Below are 18,061 nucleotides of genomic sequence, written 5' to 3'. Positions count from 1 at the left end.
GCCATCTTCAAATACATATTATGGTTTCATTAATTCATCAGAAATGGAAATGACAATGATTTTCAAGCCGCACGGATGCCATCTGATCGCCGGTGAATGGGTGGCAGGGGAGGCGACATTCGCCTCGACACCTGCGACGGGTCCATCGCATGAATTTGCGGTCGGCACGCCTGCTCTGGTGGCACGCGCCTGCGAAGCGGCCGAAGATGCTTTCTGGACTTATGGTTACACAAGCCGCGAAGAGCGCGCTCAGTTCCTTGAGGCCATCGCCGACGAAATCGAAGCCCGCGCTGCCGCCATCACCGAAATCGGCACGCAGGAAACCGGCCTGCCAGCAGGCCGACTTGAAGGCGAGCGTGGACGCACCACCGGTCAGCTCCGCCTTTTTGCCACCCATATCCGCAAGGGGGACTATCTGGATCGCCGCGTTGATGAGGCCCTGCCGGACCGAAAGCCAGCGCCACGCCCGGAAATCCGGCTGATGCAGCGTCCGATTGGTCCGGTTGCCGTTTTCGGCGCATCCAACTTTCCCCTCGCTTTCTCCACCGCCGGCGGTGACACGGCAGCCGCCCTTGCCGCAGGCTGCCCGGTCGTCGTGAAAGGCCACTCCGCCCATCCCGGCACCGGCGAGATCGTTGCCGAGGCCATTCATGCCGCTATTGCCAGGACCGGCATGCCCAAGGGCGTGTTCAGCCTCATTCAGGGTGGTGACCGCAAGGTCGGCGAAGCGCTGGTCACGCATCCGCTGATCAAGGCTGTCGGCTTTACCGGCTCGCTTGGCGGTGGCCGCGCTCTGTTCAATCTTTGCGCACAGCGCCCGGAACCGATTCCTTTCTTCGGCGAGCTTGGCTCGGTCAACCCGATGTTCCTGCTGCCGGAAGCCATGAAGACCCGCGCGCCGTCGCTGGGCGAAGGCTGGGCCGCGTCCTTGACCATGGGTGCCGGTCAGTTCTGCACCAATCCGGGCATCGCCGTGGTTATCGACGGATCGGACGCCGACAGCTTTGTGCAATCCACCCGCAGCGCTTTGGAAAAGGTCGCGCCGCAGGTCATGCTGACCGATGGCATTGCCAAGGCCTATCAGGGTGGCAAGGCGCATTTCGACAGCCGCAACTCCGTCAAGCCCGTGCTGACCACCGAAAGCAAGGGCCGCGAAGCCTCGCCCAATCTCTATGAGACGACGGGGGACGCCTTCCTCGGCGATCACACGATCGGCGAGGAAGTTTTCGGCCCGCTCGGGGTTGTGGTCCGTGTCAATTCGGTCGACGACATGGTGCATCTGGCCAAGGGTTTTGAAGGCCAGCTGACGGCGACATTGCATATGGACAAGGACGATGCCGCTGCAGCCCGCAAGCTTCTGCCGGTTCTGGAACGCAAGGCCGGACGCGTTCTGGCCAACGGTTTCCCGACCGGCGTGGAAGTGGTCGATTCGATGGTGCATGGCGGGCCTTATCCGGCCAGCACCAATTTCGGCGCAACCAGCGTTGGAACCATGTCCATCCGCCGCTTTCTGCGCCCCGTCAGCTATCAGAACATTCCGACCGATGTGCTACCGACGGATTTCGAGTGAGCTTCCTTATCATTGTTGAAACCACATACATCAGGCCGTATCGGCCTGATGCTTCCTCTTGTGGAATTATTCGCGGCCGGCACCGAGGGCGTATATGGAAAGAATATCGAATTTCGTTTCGCATCGATCCGGTTTCCAACGCTCTTCAGCCGAGGGCTGGCGAGATTTTCAGTGCTCGAAGCGCATTGAGAATGACAGCGACATCGATCACCTCCTGTAGCAACGCACCCTGAACGGGTGACAGATAACCGAACGCTGCTGCAATCATGGCGATCACCGAAAGGCCGATACCTGCCACGACGCTTTCGACGGCGATGCGCCTTGATCGCTTCGCAATCTCTATGCCGGTCCGCAGCCTGCCTATTCTGTCGACGAGAAGAACGATGTCGGCTGCTTCGGCAGAGGCAGCCGCTCCCCTTGCACCCATCGCAACGCCGACATCTGCCGCGGCGAGCGCGGGTGCGTCGTTGACGCCGTCCCCGACCATCATCACGGGGCCATACTTGCGCTCGCTGAGAACGGTCAGCACCTTTTGATCGGGTGAAAGTTCGCAGTAGATGGCATCGAGCCCCAAACCTTTGGTGATGCGTCTGGCCACCGCAGCGCGATCGCCCGTCGCCAGCACAATTCGCCTTACACCGTCCTTGCGTAAACCTTTTAGTGTAGAGGCCACATCGCCGCGCAAAGGATCGGCCATGACTATATAGCCCGCAATAGTGCCGTCTATTGCGACTGCCACCAGCGCTGCTCCAGCTTCAGTGCCCGGCATTTCGATCAGCTTTGCGTCGGCTTGTCTTGCAACGAAGCTGTGCCCGCCGACGATGACACTTCTGCCATCGACCCGGCCGGCCACGCCGTCCCCTGCCAGTTCGCTAACGTCGGTCGGCAAGACAAGATCTATACCGCGTTCCTGAGCGGCCAGTACAAGCGCCTGTGCCATCGGGTGTTTCGACACCTGGTCGAGGGAAGCAGCGAGCCGCAATATCTCGTCTTCACCGAATCCCGGCTGAAGGTGGATAGAGGTAATTTGCGGACGGCCATCGGTCAGCGTTCCGGTCTTGTCCAGCACCAGCGTAACGATGCGAGCCATATTCTCCAGTGGACCAGCACCCTTCACTAGCACCCCGAAATGAGCGGAACGCGATAGCCCGGCAACAAGCGCGACGGGCACCGCCAGAATGAGCGGGCATGGGGTGGCAACGACGAGAACGGCGACCGACCTTATCGGATCGCCCGTGAACCACCACGCTGCGAAGGCGATTACGATGGTTACGAGCAGAAAACCGATGGACCACTGATCCGCCAGTCTCGACATCGGGGCTTTGGAAGCCTGTGCCTCTTCCACGAGGCGCACGATGCCCGCATAGGTGCTGTCCTTCGCTTCGTGTCTGGCAACGATATCGAAGGCATCGCCGGCATTGACCGATCCGCTCAGCACATCGGCCCCCTGGGCTAGCGAGATCGGAAGCGCTTCTCCCGTCAGTGCCGAGGTGTTTACGAAGGCCCTGTTGGAAGCGATACGCCCGTCGACGGGGATAACATCTCCCTGACGGATCAGGAGCCGGTCGCCCGGACGAACCGTGTCAACGGCAACCTCCTCGAGACGATCATCAATATAACGCATTGTGGTTCGGGGCGCGCGGGACAGCAAGGCATGCATCTCACGGCGTGCCCGCCCTTCGGCAAAGCTCTCAAGGAAAGCTCCGCCGGTATACATGAGCGCGACAATCGAGGCCGCCAGCATTTCCCCAAATGCCAGAGCGGCCGACATGGACATCGCCGCGACGATATCCAGCCCGAACTCCCCTCGCCATAAACTCCTGAGAATTTCGACGAGCAAAGTCGCCAGGACAGGCAGGGTGGCGATAGCCCAGATCAGCCGTGCACCGTAGGAGTAACCCGAAAAGTAAAAGCCCAGCCCGAGCACAAGTCCGCAGACGGCAAAGACCAGAAGGATTGTCTTCGATCGATCTTTCCCTGAAAACCGCATATCCAAAGTCTCCCCAAGGACAGAAGAGACCGATTGTAAAGCATTTTGGCAGTCTTGACGCTGACTATGATCAATCCTGTTCTTACACTCGCTGAAGCTTGACACAGATCATCAGGCCATAGCCAAGCTGGTCGCTGGCCGATGCTATCGTGATGCCCTCGCTCCGTCCCGCCGCAGTATCTGAATGCGGTCAGACAATCTGAAGGCCATGATCCCCCTTGTGGGACGGTATGCGTCGCCTGAGCCGCCTAGCTTAAGCCCACGTCCCCTGCGCTCGCGAGCAATATTTCTCTATCACGACGCGATTGAATTCTTCTCCATTTCGGCAGGAAAGACGCTTCGCGCTACCGTCGATGTCCTTGGCATTTCTCGGTGCTCGCGGCATAGCTGCGCCCAGAGTTGGGGCGCGCTTCAAGCCGGATGAATTGTTGCAACGGTTGTCCAGGATGGTCATGTTGTGTTGACCGGGCGAAATGACGATGTTTATTATCGGAAAATTTGAACGCACAATAAGAGACGATAATGAAGATTTTCATCGCGGGTCTGGATACCGAAACGAACACTTTTTCGCCAATGCAGACAGGTTTCCAAGCTTTCACTGAAAACCTGATTGCTTATGGCGATGCCACTTCGAAGCCACTTAATTGCTGCTCATCGCAATTGTCTGTCTGGCGGGATGCCGCAGAAGAGAAAGGGTGGAGTGTCGTCGAAAGTCTTTGCGCCGTGGCCGAGCCTGGTGGCAGAACCACCCGCGCCGTTTACGAACATTTCCGCAAAACAATTCTTGATGATCTTCAGGCGGCAATGCCGGTGGACGCAGTCATGCTTGCGCTTCATGGCGCCTGCGTTGCGGACGGTTATGATGACGTCGAAGGAGACCTCATCTCCCATATACGTGGCCTTGTGGGCGCTCATGTTCCGATAGCTGTCGAACTGGATCTGCATTGTCATATTACTGAGCGCATGATCGACAATGCGACGACCATCGCAACTTACAAGGAATATCCGCACACCGATATTGAGATCGTGGCCCGTCAGCTTTTTGCAATACTGGAACGAACGCTCACGGGTGAAATCGAACCTGTCATGGCGGTCTATGACTGCCGCCTCATCGGCATCTTTCATCCGCACCGGCAACCGTTGCGCGGGATTGTGGACCGGATGAAGGCGATGGAAGGGAACGACGGCATACTGGCTGTCTCCTTCGGCCATGGTTTTCCTTGGGGTGACGTTGCGGATGTCGGCGCGAAGATGCTCGTTGTCACCGACCGGGATCGGCAGAAGGCTGCTCGTATTGCCGAAAGCTTCGGTCGAGAGATATACGGTGCACGGGAGCAAATGCGTGGCGCATACTTGTCTGTCGATGAGGCGCTGGACCGTGCATTGGAGGCGAAAAATGCCCCCGTTGTATTGGCAGACGTTTCAGACAATGCTGGCGGGGGCGCGCCGGGCGATTCCACTTTTATTCTGCGGCGTATTATTGAACGCGGAATTGAAGACGTCGCCTCTTGTCTTTACTGGGACGCGATCGCCGTGCGGATGTGCCGGGAAGCGGGAGAAGGCGCCACTCTCGCGTTGAGGATTGGGGGCAAGGTCGGCGAAGTGTCGGGTGCGCCGCTGGATCTCACGGTCACGGTCCGGCGGATTGCTTCGGACATTAAGCAACGGTTTGGCCCGACGCCACTTGGTATCGGCGATGCCGTCTGGGTCAGCGCGGGGAGTATCGATATCGTGTTGAATACCATCCGCACGCAGACATTTCACCCCGAATGCATGACAGGGCTCGGACTTGATCCCTCGAAAAAGAAGATTGTCGTGGTGAAATCGAGCAACCATTTCCGGGCTGGTTTCGAACCTATTGCGGGCGAGATACTCTATGTTGGCGCTCCCGGTGCGCTACAACCACGTTTCGAAGATTTGCCTTTCACAAAACTGGAAAAACCATACTGGCCGAGAGTTGCGGATCCGCTGGCTCAGTAGGACATCATGTTGCTTTGGAGCGAGATGTAAATTACGTGCTCATGTCGGTGACGCGATATACCTCTTGAAAACAGAGCTGATCGGGATGTCACTCGATTTTGAGATCAAGCGAATGGAAAACGTCGGATGAATGATGCGAAATCCAGCCTCGGCGACATCCTGAGAGACATCCGAAGCCGCAACCATTGGACCCTGGCTGAAGTAAGCGCGATGACCGGGCTTGCAGTATCGACCCTTTCCAAGGTTGAGAACAACCAGATGCAGCTTACATATGACCGGCTTATCCAGCTTGCTCAGGGCATCGGTGTCGATATTGCAGAGCTGTTTGGTGCCGTAGCCACCCCGGATGAACTTTCAAATGTGATGGGCCGGCGTACGTTCACAAAGTCCGGCGACGGCCGTTCGATCATCACGCAGAACTACGACTATCTCTATATTTGCACGGAGATCTACAAGAAGGCGATGGTCCCGATCCTCGCTGTGGCGCACGCTCGAACACTTGAGGAATTTGGGCCGCTCATCCGGCACAAGGGCGAGGAATTCATCTATGTGCTTGAGGGTGAACTGGAACTCCACTCAGAAATTTATGCGCCTCTTCGTCTCAAGAAAGGCGATTCCGCCTATTTTGATGCGATGACTGGACACGGTTATCTAAGCGTGAGCGAAGAGCCCGCCCAGATCCTGTGTGTCTGTTCAACGCCGGAAACGGAACTGGTTTCTACGCTGGTCAATACGCAAACCATTAAATTCAAAGCGGATTGACGTCTTCGATAAGGCTTGAATCTCATCGGCATCTTAGGGAAATTATTTTCTTATAAGAAAATAATTTGATTGCCTCTCCGGGCTGTGCAAATCTGGTTCCATGACTTTCGGGTACAGTGGAACGAACTGGCAGGCAGGGGGCTTGCAGCCAGTCAGATTGCCGGAGATAACTTTGACTGAATCAGCAGTGGCAATTGAAACATTCAACCGTCCTTATCCCGTCGACATTCAGACACCTTACGTGGAAATCGACGAAGACCGGCTGATAAGTAACCTGAAGGAGATGCAGCAAAAGGCGGACAAAGCCGGGGTGCGGCTGCGGCCTCACATCAAGACCCACAAGAGCCTCATGATTGCCAACCGCCAGCTTCAGCTTGGCGCAATTGGCGTCACTGCTTCCAAGCCGGATGAAGCGCTGGTCTTTGTCGAGGGCGGCATTCCCTCCGTAACCCTCGCTTATCCCATCGTGAGACCGGATTCGATCGGTCGCCTGATACGCAGTGCGCAGATTCGAGATACCGAGCTTATGTTTATCGCCGCTCACGAGATCGGCATTCAGGCGATTGGGGCTGCCGCAGACGCACATGATGTAAAGCTTGGCGTTTTTCTGAAAGTCGATGTCGGTCTCGGGCGCGTCGGCGTCAAGCCGCAGGACCCCGCCGCCGTTGTGCTGGCTCAAAAGATAGCGCAACACCCTTATCTTGCATTTGCAGGCCTTTTTTCCCATGCAGGCCATGCCTATGGCAGCAAGTCCGCCGAAGAACTGGCAAATATTGCCAATGCGGAAGCGCAGGCTCTCCTCCACCTCGCAGAACAGTTGAAGGAGGTGGGCGTCGAAGTCCCCGCAATATCCGTGGGGTCGACACCGACTTGCCTCGGCGCGCCTATTCCGTCCGGGATAACGGAGATACGGCCGGGAAACTACGCCTTCCTTGACCGGACAGCGCTTCGCCTTGGCATAGCATCGGGTGATAACATCGCGCTTTCCATCATTGCCACCGTTGTTGCCCACAACGACCATCATTTCATTATCGATGCAGGATCCAAATCCCTTTCATCCGATCTTGGTGCACACGGCTCTGGTGGCGGCGGCTTTGGACTGGCGGTCAGCGTGGGGGGCGATACGTCAAAGGTGTGGGAAATTGAACGCCTTTCTGAAGAACACGGGTTCGTTCGTTTCAGTGACACGCCGCCCCCTGTTGGTGGTCGTGTTCGCATATTTCCCAATCATTCCTGTGCAGTTATCGCCCAATTCGACCAGGTCGCCCTGCGACAACCGGACGGAAGAACACGAACCTTGTCGATCGAGGCCCGAGGCCATCAGACCTGATGCGGTGACGCCTGCGCTCTGCCTCATCTGAAATTAAGGAAAGAGGACTGAACATGACGAAAGAAGTTGAATGGTCACGTATGACCGCACCGGACCTGCGCGAGATTGCAGGCAAGCCGGGTGCCCTTGCTATTCTGCCTGTGGGATCGCTTGAGCAGCACGGCCCTCATCTGCCGGTCATCACTGACACGGCGAGCGCTTCGGCGGCCGCCATCCGCGCCGCGCGTCTCATAGCCGAGGAGATTCCCGTCGCTGTCCTCCCCGGCCAATGGCTTGGCATGAGCGAACACCACCTGCCGTTTGGCGGCACTATTACGCTTGATTACGATACTTTCAGCCGTGTCATCCGATGCATAGCCAGATCATTGAAAACACTTGGGTTTTCGCGTCTCCTGATTGTCAATGGACATGGCGGCAATATCGATCCGCTTTCCGTCGCTGTCCGCGAACTTGCTGTTGAATTTGCGATGCCAATCGTGGCCACCACACCGTGGATGCTGGCAGGCGACGAAGCGCGAAAAATCTTCGAGGTAGATAATGGACCCCATCATGCCTGTGAGGGGGAAGCTTCCGTCATGCTTGCCATTGTCGGTGATGCCGTGAGGACGGACAAGTTCGGACAGGCATTCGGCAATCAGCAGCATCCTGTCGACGTACCGGCAGACGTTTCGCGCTTCTATTCCTTTGCCGAGCGTGCGCCGGTTACCGGAACATGGGGAGATCCGCGCAGCGCCACGGCGGAAAAGGGAGAGCGTTTCCTTGATCTTCATGCAAGGGAACTCGTGAAACTGATCCGTAATGATGTGCTCTGGACCAGACCGGATTCGGTTTGGACACCTGGACGCGGCCTCGCGACAACAGAAGGCCGAGCCGACTAACTTGCCGGGCAAAAGGCAACTCGAAAAGAAAACACGATTGTGGGAACAAAAATGAAAATGAAGTCGAAAACAACACGCAAAACTCTGCTGTCACTGTTGGCGGCGGCAGCATTGTCCAGCGTAGCGCTAGCCCCGGCAATGGCAAAGACGCTGGTCTATTGTTCCGAGGGCGCACCGGAAGGCTTCGATGCCGCGCTCTACACGACAAACAGCACATGGGACGCTTCTGCCGAAACGATCTACGACCGGCTGACTGAGTTCGAAAGCGGCACGACCAACGTCGTTCCCGGCCTCGCAGAAAGCTGGACCATCTCTGACGACAATCTCGAATATACGTTGAAGTTGCGGCAGGGGGTGAAGTTCCATTCGACCGACAGCTTCACGCCAACCCGTGAATTCAACGCGGACGACGTTCTGTTCACCTATAATCGCCAGCTCGACAAGCAGCACCCGTGGAACAATTATTTCGTCGGCGCAGGTTGGGAAATGTTCAACGCCATGGACATGCCGGTGATTATAAAGAACGTGGTCAAAGTCGATGACCATACCGTCAAGTTCGTTCTCAACCAGCCGGATGCATCCCTTCTGGCGAAGCTCGCCCTTAACTTCGGCTCGATCATGTCGGCAGAATATGCCGAGCAATTGGCGAAGGCCGGGCAGCGCGAGGATCTCGACCGCAAGCCGGTGGGCACTGGTCCGTTTCGTTTTGTGGATTATCAGACCAATGCAGCAATCCGTTTTGCTGCCAATGCAGACTATTGGGGCGGTGCGCCCAAAGTTGACAACCTGATCTTCGTGATCACGACGGACCCCGCCACCCGTATGCAGAAGCTTCAGGCAGGTGAGTGCCATATCGCAGCCTATCCCGCGCCAGCGGATGTCGCACGGCTAAAAGCCGATCCAAACCTTACTGTTATGGAACAGCCGGGACTGAACGTGGCTTATCTCGCCATGAACACGATGGACGCTCCATTCGACAAGGTGGAAGTACGCCGCGCCCTGAACATGGCCATTGACAGAAAGGCAATTGTGGAAGCTGTCTATCAGGGCATGGGACAGGTTGCTCAAAGCGTCCTGCCACCCAGTATGTGGGGCTATAATGGTGATATAAAGGGGTATAGCTACGACCCTGATGGAGCAAAGAAGCTTCTCGACGATGCGGGCGTCAAAGACCTCAAGATGAAAATCTGGGCGATGCCGGTCAGCCGGCCTTATATGCCAAATGCGCGGCGTGCGGCTGAGCTTATGCAGGCGGATCTCGCCAAGATCGGCGTCGGTGTGGAGATCGTCTCCTACGAATGGGGTGAATATCTCAAGAAGGCTCGTGACAAGGATCGTGACGGGGCGGTGGTGCTCGGAGGCACCAGCGATAATGGTGACCCTGACAATCTGCTCAGCTATTTCTTCAGTTGCTCCGGCGTCGGTGGAAGCAACAACGCCAATTGGTGCTACAAGCCGCTGGAAGATATTCTGCAGAAGGCGAGAGTGAGCTCTAACAAGGATGAGCGAACCAGGCTCTATCAGGAGGCACAGGCAATCGCCATCGATCAAGCCCCATGGGTTCCACTTGCGCATTCAACGGTCGTATTGCCGATGTCCAAGAACGTGAAGAATTACGTTATGGAGCCACTCGGGTCGCACCGCTTCGAGAAGGTCGACATCGCGGAATAAACAATGCACCACTTGCCGACGCTGGCTTTACAGCGTCGGCAACAATTGGATTCTGCTATTTATTGGCTGCGCAGACGTTCAAGCATGCAGGCGATCACTCGGTTTGCACAAAAAGCACAGTTCTGTATGCACGGGTGCCGTTGTTCCGGCAAAAAGCACTGCTCCTGAATATGGCATCACAATGTCGCTGCCGTCGGCGCGTTTCCCGATGACTTCCCCTTTTTCAACTTTTTCGCCAGCCGCAAACTGCTTCAGCAAGTGATCATCTTCGTGATCGGCCAGAATAGCATCGCTGATTTCAAGCACCGATGACGGGTGCACCATGGCTGGCTGTGCGGAGATCAGGCCGAGCGACGCCATTCCGTTGACGACACAATCATAACCGACTTGTGGTCCGTTGGGATCGAGATGCTGACCGCATTCGACAGTCACGCCGTAGCCCCCCGCAAACCGCATATATTCAGTTGTGCCGATGGCATGCAGGGACGACAGTCCTTCGGTGACGCCCGCTTCACGTTTCTGCTCAAGTGCCTTTTCGTGCGCTGGAAGCCAACCATGGATAATGATTGGAAGGCCAAGCGCCTTGGCGAGCTTTTCTTCCGCCTCCTGATGCGCGAAAGGTTCGAGCGTTCCGTTGTTGTTGCGTGGCCCCATGAGAGCAAGCGGTGGACCTTCTGAACTGAAGGAATGAAGATCGATCAGCACGTCGTGGGCGCGCAGCAACGGACAGATGACATTGGCCACGCGGTCTTCGTTATCCTGGGGGATAGCGGCTTCGGAAAGATTGCGGTTGAAATTGCGATCGCCGAAGCGGGTATCGTTACGAAAGGCAAGTCCATTCACAACCGGCACAAAGGTCACCGTGCCGCATTCCAGGCTCCTTTGTCCGGTGCGGAACTCGTGGATCAGGCGTGTGATGGCGTGGGGGCCGCATGGTTCGTTACCATGGACAGAACCGGTCACAATAAGGCGCGGACCTGGCTTCAGGCCATGGAATGTAACTGTCTCTATAGCGGTGGGCGGGGTTGTCACCCGGGGTTCGAGGGTCATTTGCGCCCCGTCGACCGATGCGATATCGATAACCATTCCGGGGCGCACCCGGCGCGCCAGTTCCGTCAGATGTTCGTGGGCAACGACGACACAGCCAGATGTACCGCTGAAATCGGGGCGGGCCGCATGTATGAAAATTGCAGAACCGCCGCGTGCATCGGGCAGGGCATCATTCCATCCGACAGGGATAATCAGATCGAAGAGCCGTTCACCCCGACGAGAGGCTTGGGTTTCATCAGTTTCAAAAACCAGCTGGTTGTAAAAGGGACTGTCTGGATCTTCCACCCAGCGATAGTTTTCGGGCTTGGGCAAAAAGGGGAAATCGAAACTGCGTGGTTCATCCCCAAAAACCGCAGGATCGTAAAAGCCATAACGCAAAGGATAGCGGCCGCAGGGTGTTTTCCCATCACCTTCGCGCTTCAGTTGCGGCTCCACCAACCCATTGCGGCCTACCGCGCATTTGACAGTCCACTCGTCAATAGTAAGCAGGCCGATATGCGGGTTCTTCTGATCTTGGCCGGTACGAACGACAATTGTAGGCTGTTCAAGCGTTCCGACCAAAAATGGATTCTGACTCATGATCTTAGCCTTGTTTTAACAAGTGACAACGGGCTCGGTGGAAGGAACTGCCGGCGAGTTGGTGAAAACGGGAATATCGCCAGAACGGCATGGAACGATGGGCAACGAGGATTGAAGGCACAATCTTGCGATGGGTCGACAGGCGAGGGAGCCTCGCCTCTCATGGGGTGCTTGCTGACAGTTGGAGCCAGAAGATCAGGTGTCGAAGCGATCAATGGTTGAGTGCGTCAACTGTTCCTGTCGACAACAGACCTTCAGCCGATCCGGAAAGGCCTGATCTTCTCTGAAGACAAGAGAATTTAGCCGGTTTGCGGACACCTGCCTTATCATAGCCAACCTGTTTCAAGAATGCTGCGCAGCGGCATTTACAAAGGCGTCAAATAGCCGGCTGCCGGGATGCTCGACAGTACCAAATAATTCAGGATGCCACTGTACTCCCATCGCAAATGATTGTGAGGGAATTTCAATCGCTTCGATTACGCCGTCGGATCCGCGAGCGGTGACAGTTACCTCCTTGGAAATATCGACAAGTGCTTCGCGATGGAACGTATTCACGTTGAATTTGTCCACCTGCAATATTCCAGCCATTTTTGTTCCCGCCGAAACAGCAACTTCATGCAGAAGATCAGCTTGATCGTGATTGATTGCATTGGGCAGGCTCGCGTGGACGTTCGAAACCATCCGACAGCCGTTCAGACAACCCAGCATCTGCATCCCATTACAGATGCCCAGTACAGGCTTATCCCTGGCAAGAAATCCCTTCATCAGGGCGACTTCCACTTCAAGACGATCAGAAAATGGGAAAGCAGACCGATCCCCTTCCACGTACCAGGCGTCGGGAAATTTTATTCGAGCACCGATGCTTAAGAAACCGTCGAATTCATGGGTAACACGATCCACTATATCTGTGAGGTAGGGTATGCCGTATGGAACGCCGCCAGCCCGGTGTATGGCTGCAAAATAATGTTTCGAAATGTCGTACCGATCTCCACCGGCACTGGTGTTTTCTCCCATTATTACTGCAATGGCGGGCTTGGGATTCCCGCTTTTACGTTGATTGTTCAATTTCAGCACCATCATGTTGTTATCGGGATTAAAGCCGCGCAAACTTTATATTGCCTTCGCAGTGGTCAGGGATGCCAAGTTAGGACATTCTCTCTGATAGAGCTCGGTTATTTTCTGTCTTGTCCGGATCAAACGGGACGCAGGGCCATCCAACAGATATTCGGCCGCCTGTGGGCGGCTATTATAGTTGGAGGACATCGATGCTCCGTAAGCTCCTGCGTCGTGAAACACCAGATAGTCACCGACATGAGCCGGTGGCAATTCTCTCATTTCCACGGTGCCATCTTGTTGTTGTGTAAAAACATCTCCTGATTCACATAGGGGCCCGGCAATGACAGTCGGGCGCGAAGCTTCAGTCTTCCGGGCCCTACTATTAGCCGACAGAACTGAAATATGGTGATAACTGCCGTAGAGAGCCGGACGCATCAGGTCGTTGAAGCCCGCATCGATCAGAGTGAAATGATTGTCGCCCATCTGTTTGGTCGCGCGCACCTCCGCCACGAGAACCGCCGACTGTGCTACCAGAAAACGACCGGGCTCAATCTCAAGACGCACCGGATGGCCTAGTTTTTTCTCTGCCTGCCGGCGGGTCTGATCCCAGAGACTGAAATAGTGTGAAACATCGATGTCCTGGTCCTCATTCTTGTAGGGCACAGAAAGACCCCCACCAGCAGATATCGCCTCAAAATCGTGGTCCACCGATGAAATTATATCGGACATGGCTTGGCAGACGCGCTCAAGGTGGCGATAGTCGACGCCTGAACCGATATGCAGGTGGAAGCCTACCAGATGGAGACGGTATCGCTCTATCAAGGCAATCGCTTGGGCAAGCTGTCCATGCCAGATGCCGTGTTTGCTGTTTTCTCCGCCGGTGTTGGTCTTCTTGCTGTGACCGTGCCCGAAGCCTGGATTGATACGCAGCCACACACGATGACCCGGTGATCTTTCACCCAATTGGTGCAGCATGTCCAAAGAGCCTGCATTGACTTCAATCTTCTCCCGCACAACATAATCGAGGGTATCACGGTCAAAAAGATCGGCAGTGAAAACGATGCCCGCGGCGCCGGTGGCTGTAGCGGCTGCTGAAAATCCCGCCTGTTGTGCTCGCCTTATTTCACCGTGAGATACCGCATCAACGTGCACGCCAGCCTCGCGCATGAGCGAAAGGATATTGACGTTGGAACATGCCTTCTGCGCAAATCTGACAATATCGAAAGGGGCAAGACGATCAATCTGCCGGCGAATTACATCAGCATTATAGATCCATAACGGCGTCGCATATTGGGTAGCCAGTTCGCACAACGTGTCTTGAGGGAATTCACTCTTCATTTTATCACTTTCAGATGGAATATCAGATACGGTCGGTGAGAGTGACCGAGTGAGACAGCGCTTTTCGATCGCCTTCACCGATGGAGGTTGGATGCGATGTACCCGTCGAAGGTTACGTCTACCGGGCCCGTCAGCATGAAAGTCTCGCCATCAAAAACTTCGACTTCAAGCTGACCACCGGGCGCATAGACTGTAACCCTGTCGCTCGATATGAGACCGGCCCGTCTTGCGGCGAGGACAGCGGCACACGCGCCGCTGCCGCAGGCTTGCGTGAGGATGCCTGGACGTTCATAGACGACGAGCCGGATCGAATCTGGGCCGGTAACTTCGGCCACGCCGATATTTGCCTGCTCGGGAAGATAGCCACTTTTTTGAACCGGATCGGCAAGCGCGGCAATATCGAGCCCACCCAGGTTTTGAACAAAATAAACGAGGTGGGGATTGCCAATATTGATTGCGATTGGGCTAACCAGCGGTCCGCTCTCCAATTGGGCACCCGCAGATTCGAGGGAACCCGCCAGAGGAATTTCGGGCCAGTCCCATTTGACGTTACCAATACTGAGGCTAACCTTGTGATCGCCGGCCCGTTTCGCCCGGATCGGCCCACCGAGGGTCTCGATGACAGCTTCGTCTCGCCCTGTCTCTTCCATAATCAACCAGGCTGCGCAACGCGTAGCGTTCAGACATGTTTCCGCTTCTTGTCCATCAATATTGTAGATGCGAAGACGAACGGAAGCCTCAGGTGATTCAGGCGCTTCGAAAACCAGTAGCTGATCGCCGCCGATGCCGACGTGGCGGTTGCAGACCCACCTGATATAGTCGGAAGATTTCCGAAATGGGATACTGCGACCGTCAATGACCACGAAGTCATTACCGAGCCCGTTACATTTGATGAAGTATTGTTTGCCTTCGTCTGACCGTGGAATAGCGAGCCGGAACGACGTCATTGTATCTACTTCACTCTTTCCATTTATTGGAGGAACGATCCGTCGTCTTCTTGACCACCGACAGGTTGTTTTGCGACCGTCCAGTGTCCCCATTTTTCGGTAAGGCTAACAGAGCATGACATGCCGTCAAATTCCTATTAATCATGATAATAGTCATTTATGATATGTTGTGAAAATCGTCGTGGAGGGGGACCATGCAACTGACGCACCGGCAGTTGGAAATATTTCAGTCATTGATGCAGACTCTCAATGTGACCGAAACTGCCAAGCAATTGAACTCGTCCCAACCAACAATCAGCCGTGAGTTGAAAGCGCTCGAAGCTGACCTTGGTTTTACGCTTTTCCAACGCGAAAAACGTCGTCTTGAGATGACGCCACAGGCGGTAGCGCTCAATGTGATTGTGCAACGCTCATTTGTCAGCCTCGCCGAGATTGCCCGGACAGCACGTGCCATCCGCGGCGAACGGCTCCAACGCGTGACTGTGGCGTGTCTGCCAGCATTCGCCCACGCGCTTATGCCACAGGTGGTTCACAACTTTCGCAGCATCTATCCCGATGCTTCTCTCAAAATTCATTCGCTGGAGGAAACCGCATTAACACGTGATCTCCTCAGCAAGTTTTTCGATCTTGGAGTCGTCGAAGGTAACGTCGCAGGCAACACGAGCTCCATTATCAATCTCTACGCAGGGGATTTGCTGTGCATCATGCCGCGCAATCACACCCTGGCACAACACGACGTGCTTGAGATGGCTCATTTCGATCGTCATGATCTCATCTATTATTCCGAAGAAGATTCCTATCGCCGCCAGATCGACGCGCAGTTCGATGCAGCAGGCATTGCGCGTAATCTGGTCGTAGAAACAACGACGGCAACCTCGATCGGCACAATGGTTGCCGCCGGAATTGGGGTCTCGATTATTAATCCACTAAGTGCGCTGGCTTTCGAAAGCGCGGGGGTTGTTCTCCGGCCGCTCGCCCAACCCATCCCTTATTACCTGAATATATGGCAACCGGACCCTTTGCGTAGAAGCCAGCTAGGAGAGCGTTTCATCGAGACCATCGTTAACACGATGAATTCAACTGTTGACGCCCTTATCGCGCGAAATCTGTGCGCTCCACGGTCGAATTGAACAACAGCGGAAAACATATCCTGCTTGAATGAAACTATCATCAAACGATATTTTCCAAGTTTTGTTCATGAAGATATAGTCTACACCAGTCAGGCAGACCCTTTCTCGTGGGTTTGGCTTTGATTGGGCCGCTTCCATCTGTGTGATCGACAATCTGGATTCCGCTCTCACAAATTACCGGGTGTACGCCGCCGACATCGTGATGGAAATCCAGGGAGCGTTTCCTGGCTTGCATCTTATAGGAGACCTGTATCTAAGATGAAGATTGGAATAGGTGGCTTTCAGCACGAGACCAATACTTTCGCACCCGGTACAACAGGTTGGGCCGAGTTCAACACGCCCGGAGGGTGGCCTCCACTGACATTGGGAGCCGCTATCCCCGAAGTCATGAGGGGACGCAATCTGCCTATTGCGGGCATGATAGACGAGGCAATTTCACAGAACGTCGAATTCCACCCGCTTGTCTGGTGTCAGGCCGAGCCGGGTGGAACCGTCGAGCGGCTGGCATATGAGCAAGTGGTCGCCCTTTTTCTTGATGCGATTGCATCGAAAGGGCCTTTCGACGGACTATTACTGGATCTCCATGGAGCGATGGTCGTCGAAGACATAGGAGATGGAGAAGGCGACTTCTTGCGTCGTATCCGCAAGGCTGTCGGGCCTGAAGCCCCTATCGCCTGTAGTCTCGACCTTCACGCCAATATCAGCCCGGAAATGGTAGGCCACAGTGATTTCATGTCCGCCTACCGCACTTATCCTCACGTCGACATGAGAGAAACAGGACGGCGGACAGCACAGGTTTTATTCAACATGTGCAGAAGTGGCACGCGTTTTGCCAAGGCGCTGGTTCAAACGCCCTACCTCATTCCCATTCCATCTCAATGTACATTGGCTGAGCCGACATCCTCGATTTATACCCGGCTGGAGCAAATCGAGCGCGAGCATCGTTTGCATCTCAGTTTTGCGCCTGGGTTTCCCCCCTCCGATACCTTGGATTGCGGTCCCGCGATAGTTGGATACGGCAGGGAAGAAGACCCCGCTCTTGACCGGCATATGCAGTCGTTTGCCGATTGCATCCTGAAGGCAGAAACAGCCTACGCCAGAGACCGCATATTCAACGAGGGAGAAGGTGTCAGTCTGGCGCTGGAAGTGGCGCGTTCAACGACAAGGCCGGTAATTCTCGTCGATACACAAGACAATCCCGGCGCCGGTGGTACGGGTGACAGCACCGGCCTGATCCGCCAACTCTTGGAGCAGAGGGCAGGAGATGCAATCGTCGCTTTTGTTTTCGATCCCCAAGCCGCAGAGATTGCACACCGGCAGGGGACTGGTGCCCGGTTCAAGACGGAAATTGGCGGGCGTTCAGGGCCGGATGGCATTACGCCACTCAAAGCAGAGTTCGAGGTCCTTGCTCTGGGAAACGGAAAATTCAATGGAACTGGTGAATTCTATGCGGGGAGCGCAATTGACATTGGTTTGACGGCTTTGCTCCGAATTTCCGGTACCGGTGTTTCTGTAATCGTGGGCAGCAGGCGGTCGCAGGCAGGAACACAGGCCATATTCTTTCATCTCGGCATCGATCCAAAAGGGTAGGAATCATCGCCCTTAAAAGCTCGGTACACTTCAGGGCAGACTTCCAGTCGATAGCCGAGCGAATTATTGTGATAAAGAGTGCGGGATTTAATACGGCCGATCCATCTGAACTACCGTATCGTAAAATCCGGCCCGACCGGCGTCTTTGTCCCGAACCATCGTCCATAATCTCAACACCGTAAGGATTAAT

At 55.3% G+C, this 18,061-nt stretch carries 12 protein-coding genes and 1 pseudogene; 8 read left to right on the top strand and 5 right to left on the bottom strand.

Features of this window, described 5'->3' with window-relative positions; all coding sequences use genetic code 11:
- Positions 1 to 55 precede the first annotated feature (55 nt).
- On the top strand, positions 56 to 1,570 hold the full coding sequence (locus ACS5UA_RS09410; RefSeq protein ID WP_025091884.1) for an aldehyde dehydrogenase (NADP(+)): 1,515 nt from the start codon (positions 56 to 58) through the stop codon (positions 1,568 to 1,570).
- A gap of 145 nt (positions 1,571 to 1,715) precedes the next feature.
- On the opposite strand, the gene ACS5UA_RS09405 is transcribed toward ACS5UA_RS09410, so the two are convergent.
- Positions 1,716 to 3,560, bottom strand: a complete 1,845-nt coding sequence (locus ACS5UA_RS09405; protein ID WP_025091885.1) for a heavy metal translocating P-type ATPase — start codon at positions 3,558 to 3,560, stop codon at positions 1,716 to 1,718.
- A 522-nt stretch (positions 3,561 to 4,082) separates the two neighbouring features.
- On the opposite strand from ACS5UA_RS09405, the gene ACS5UA_RS09400 reads away from it, so the two are divergent.
- The 5 genes from ACS5UA_RS09400 (at position 4,083) to ACS5UA_RS09380 (ending at position 10,181) form a co-directional block, all read left to right on the top strand.
- The gene (locus tag ACS5UA_RS09400) at positions 4,083 to 5,540 is read left to right on the top strand and encodes a M81 family metallopeptidase (protein ID WP_443101276.1); all 1,458 of its coding nucleotides are present in this window, start codon (positions 4,083 to 4,085) and stop codon (positions 5,538 to 5,540) included.
- A 126-nt stretch (positions 5,541 to 5,666) separates the two neighbouring features.
- A complete protein-coding gene (locus tag ACS5UA_RS09395; RefSeq protein WP_006469614.1) occupies positions 5,667 to 6,302 on the top strand; it encodes a helix-turn-helix domain-containing protein in 636 nt (211 codons plus the stop codon).
- Positions 6,303 to 6,474: 172 nt separating this feature from the next.
- Positions 6,475 to 7,632 (top strand): alanine racemase, encoded by a 1,158-nt coding sequence (locus ACS5UA_RS09390; protein WP_241084686.1) that lies wholly within the window; start codon positions 6,475 to 6,477, stop codon positions 7,630 to 7,632.
- A 53-nt stretch (positions 7,633 to 7,685) separates the two neighbouring features.
- Entirely contained in the window at positions 7,686 to 8,510 is an 825-nt protein-coding gene (locus ACS5UA_RS09385; protein ID WP_025091888.1) for a creatininase family protein, read from the top strand.
- Positions 8,511 to 8,567: 57 nt separating this feature from the next.
- On the top strand, positions 8,568 to 10,181 hold the full coding sequence (locus ACS5UA_RS09380; RefSeq protein ID WP_043716800.1) for an ABC transporter substrate-binding protein: 1,614 nt from the start codon (positions 8,568 to 8,570) through the stop codon (positions 10,179 to 10,181).
- A gap of 78 nt (positions 10,182 to 10,259) precedes the next feature.
- Here the strand turns inward: ACS5UA_RS09380 and ACS5UA_RS09375 are convergent, their stop codons facing one another.
- The 4 genes from ACS5UA_RS09375 to dapF form a co-directional block, all read right to left on the bottom strand.
- On the bottom strand, positions 10,260 to 11,810 hold the full coding sequence (locus ACS5UA_RS09375; RefSeq protein ID WP_051556970.1) for a L,D-transpeptidase family protein: 1,551 nt from the start codon (positions 11,808 to 11,810) through the stop codon (positions 10,260 to 10,262).
- A 342-nt stretch (positions 11,811 to 12,152) separates the two neighbouring features.
- The gene (locus ACS5UA_RS09370; RefSeq protein ID WP_235694456.1) at positions 12,153 to 12,890 is read right to left on the bottom strand and encodes a gamma-glutamyl-gamma-aminobutyrate hydrolase family protein; all 738 of its coding nucleotides are present in this window, start codon (positions 12,888 to 12,890) and stop codon (positions 12,153 to 12,155) included.
- A 30-nt stretch (positions 12,891 to 12,920) separates the two neighbouring features.
- A complete protein-coding gene (gene lysA / locus ACS5UA_RS09365; protein ID WP_025091892.1) occupies positions 12,921 to 14,204 on the bottom strand; it encodes a diaminopimelate decarboxylase in 1,284 nt (427 codons plus the stop codon).
- A 74-nt stretch (positions 14,205 to 14,278) separates the two neighbouring features.
- Positions 14,279 to 15,151: a diaminopimelate epimerase gene (dapF, locus tag ACS5UA_RS09360; protein ID WP_025091893.1), complete on the bottom strand. Its 873-nt coding sequence runs from the start codon at positions 15,149 to 15,151 to the stop codon at positions 14,279 to 14,281.
- A 194-nt stretch (positions 15,152 to 15,345) separates the two neighbouring features.
- On the opposite strand from dapF, the gene ACS5UA_RS09355 reads away from it, so the two are divergent.
- A complete protein-coding gene (locus ACS5UA_RS09355; protein ID WP_025091894.1) occupies positions 15,346 to 16,281 on the top strand; it encodes a LysR substrate-binding domain-containing protein in 936 nt (311 codons plus the stop codon).
- A 258-nt stretch (positions 16,282 to 16,539) separates the two neighbouring features.
- Positions 16,540 to 18,053 (top strand): annotated as a pseudogene (locus tag ACS5UA_RS09350) (M81 family metallopeptidase).
- Positions 18,054 to 18,061: the final 8 nt, after the last annotated feature.

Origin of the sequence: Brucella sp. RRSP16, assembly GCF_052246815.1 — a bacterium.
GTDB classification, from domain to species: domain Bacteria; phylum Pseudomonadota; class Alphaproteobacteria; order Rhizobiales; family Rhizobiaceae; genus Brucella; species Brucella intermedia.
Note: the sequence above shows the minus strand (reverse complement) of the source record. Positions and strands in the feature narration are given on the sequence as shown.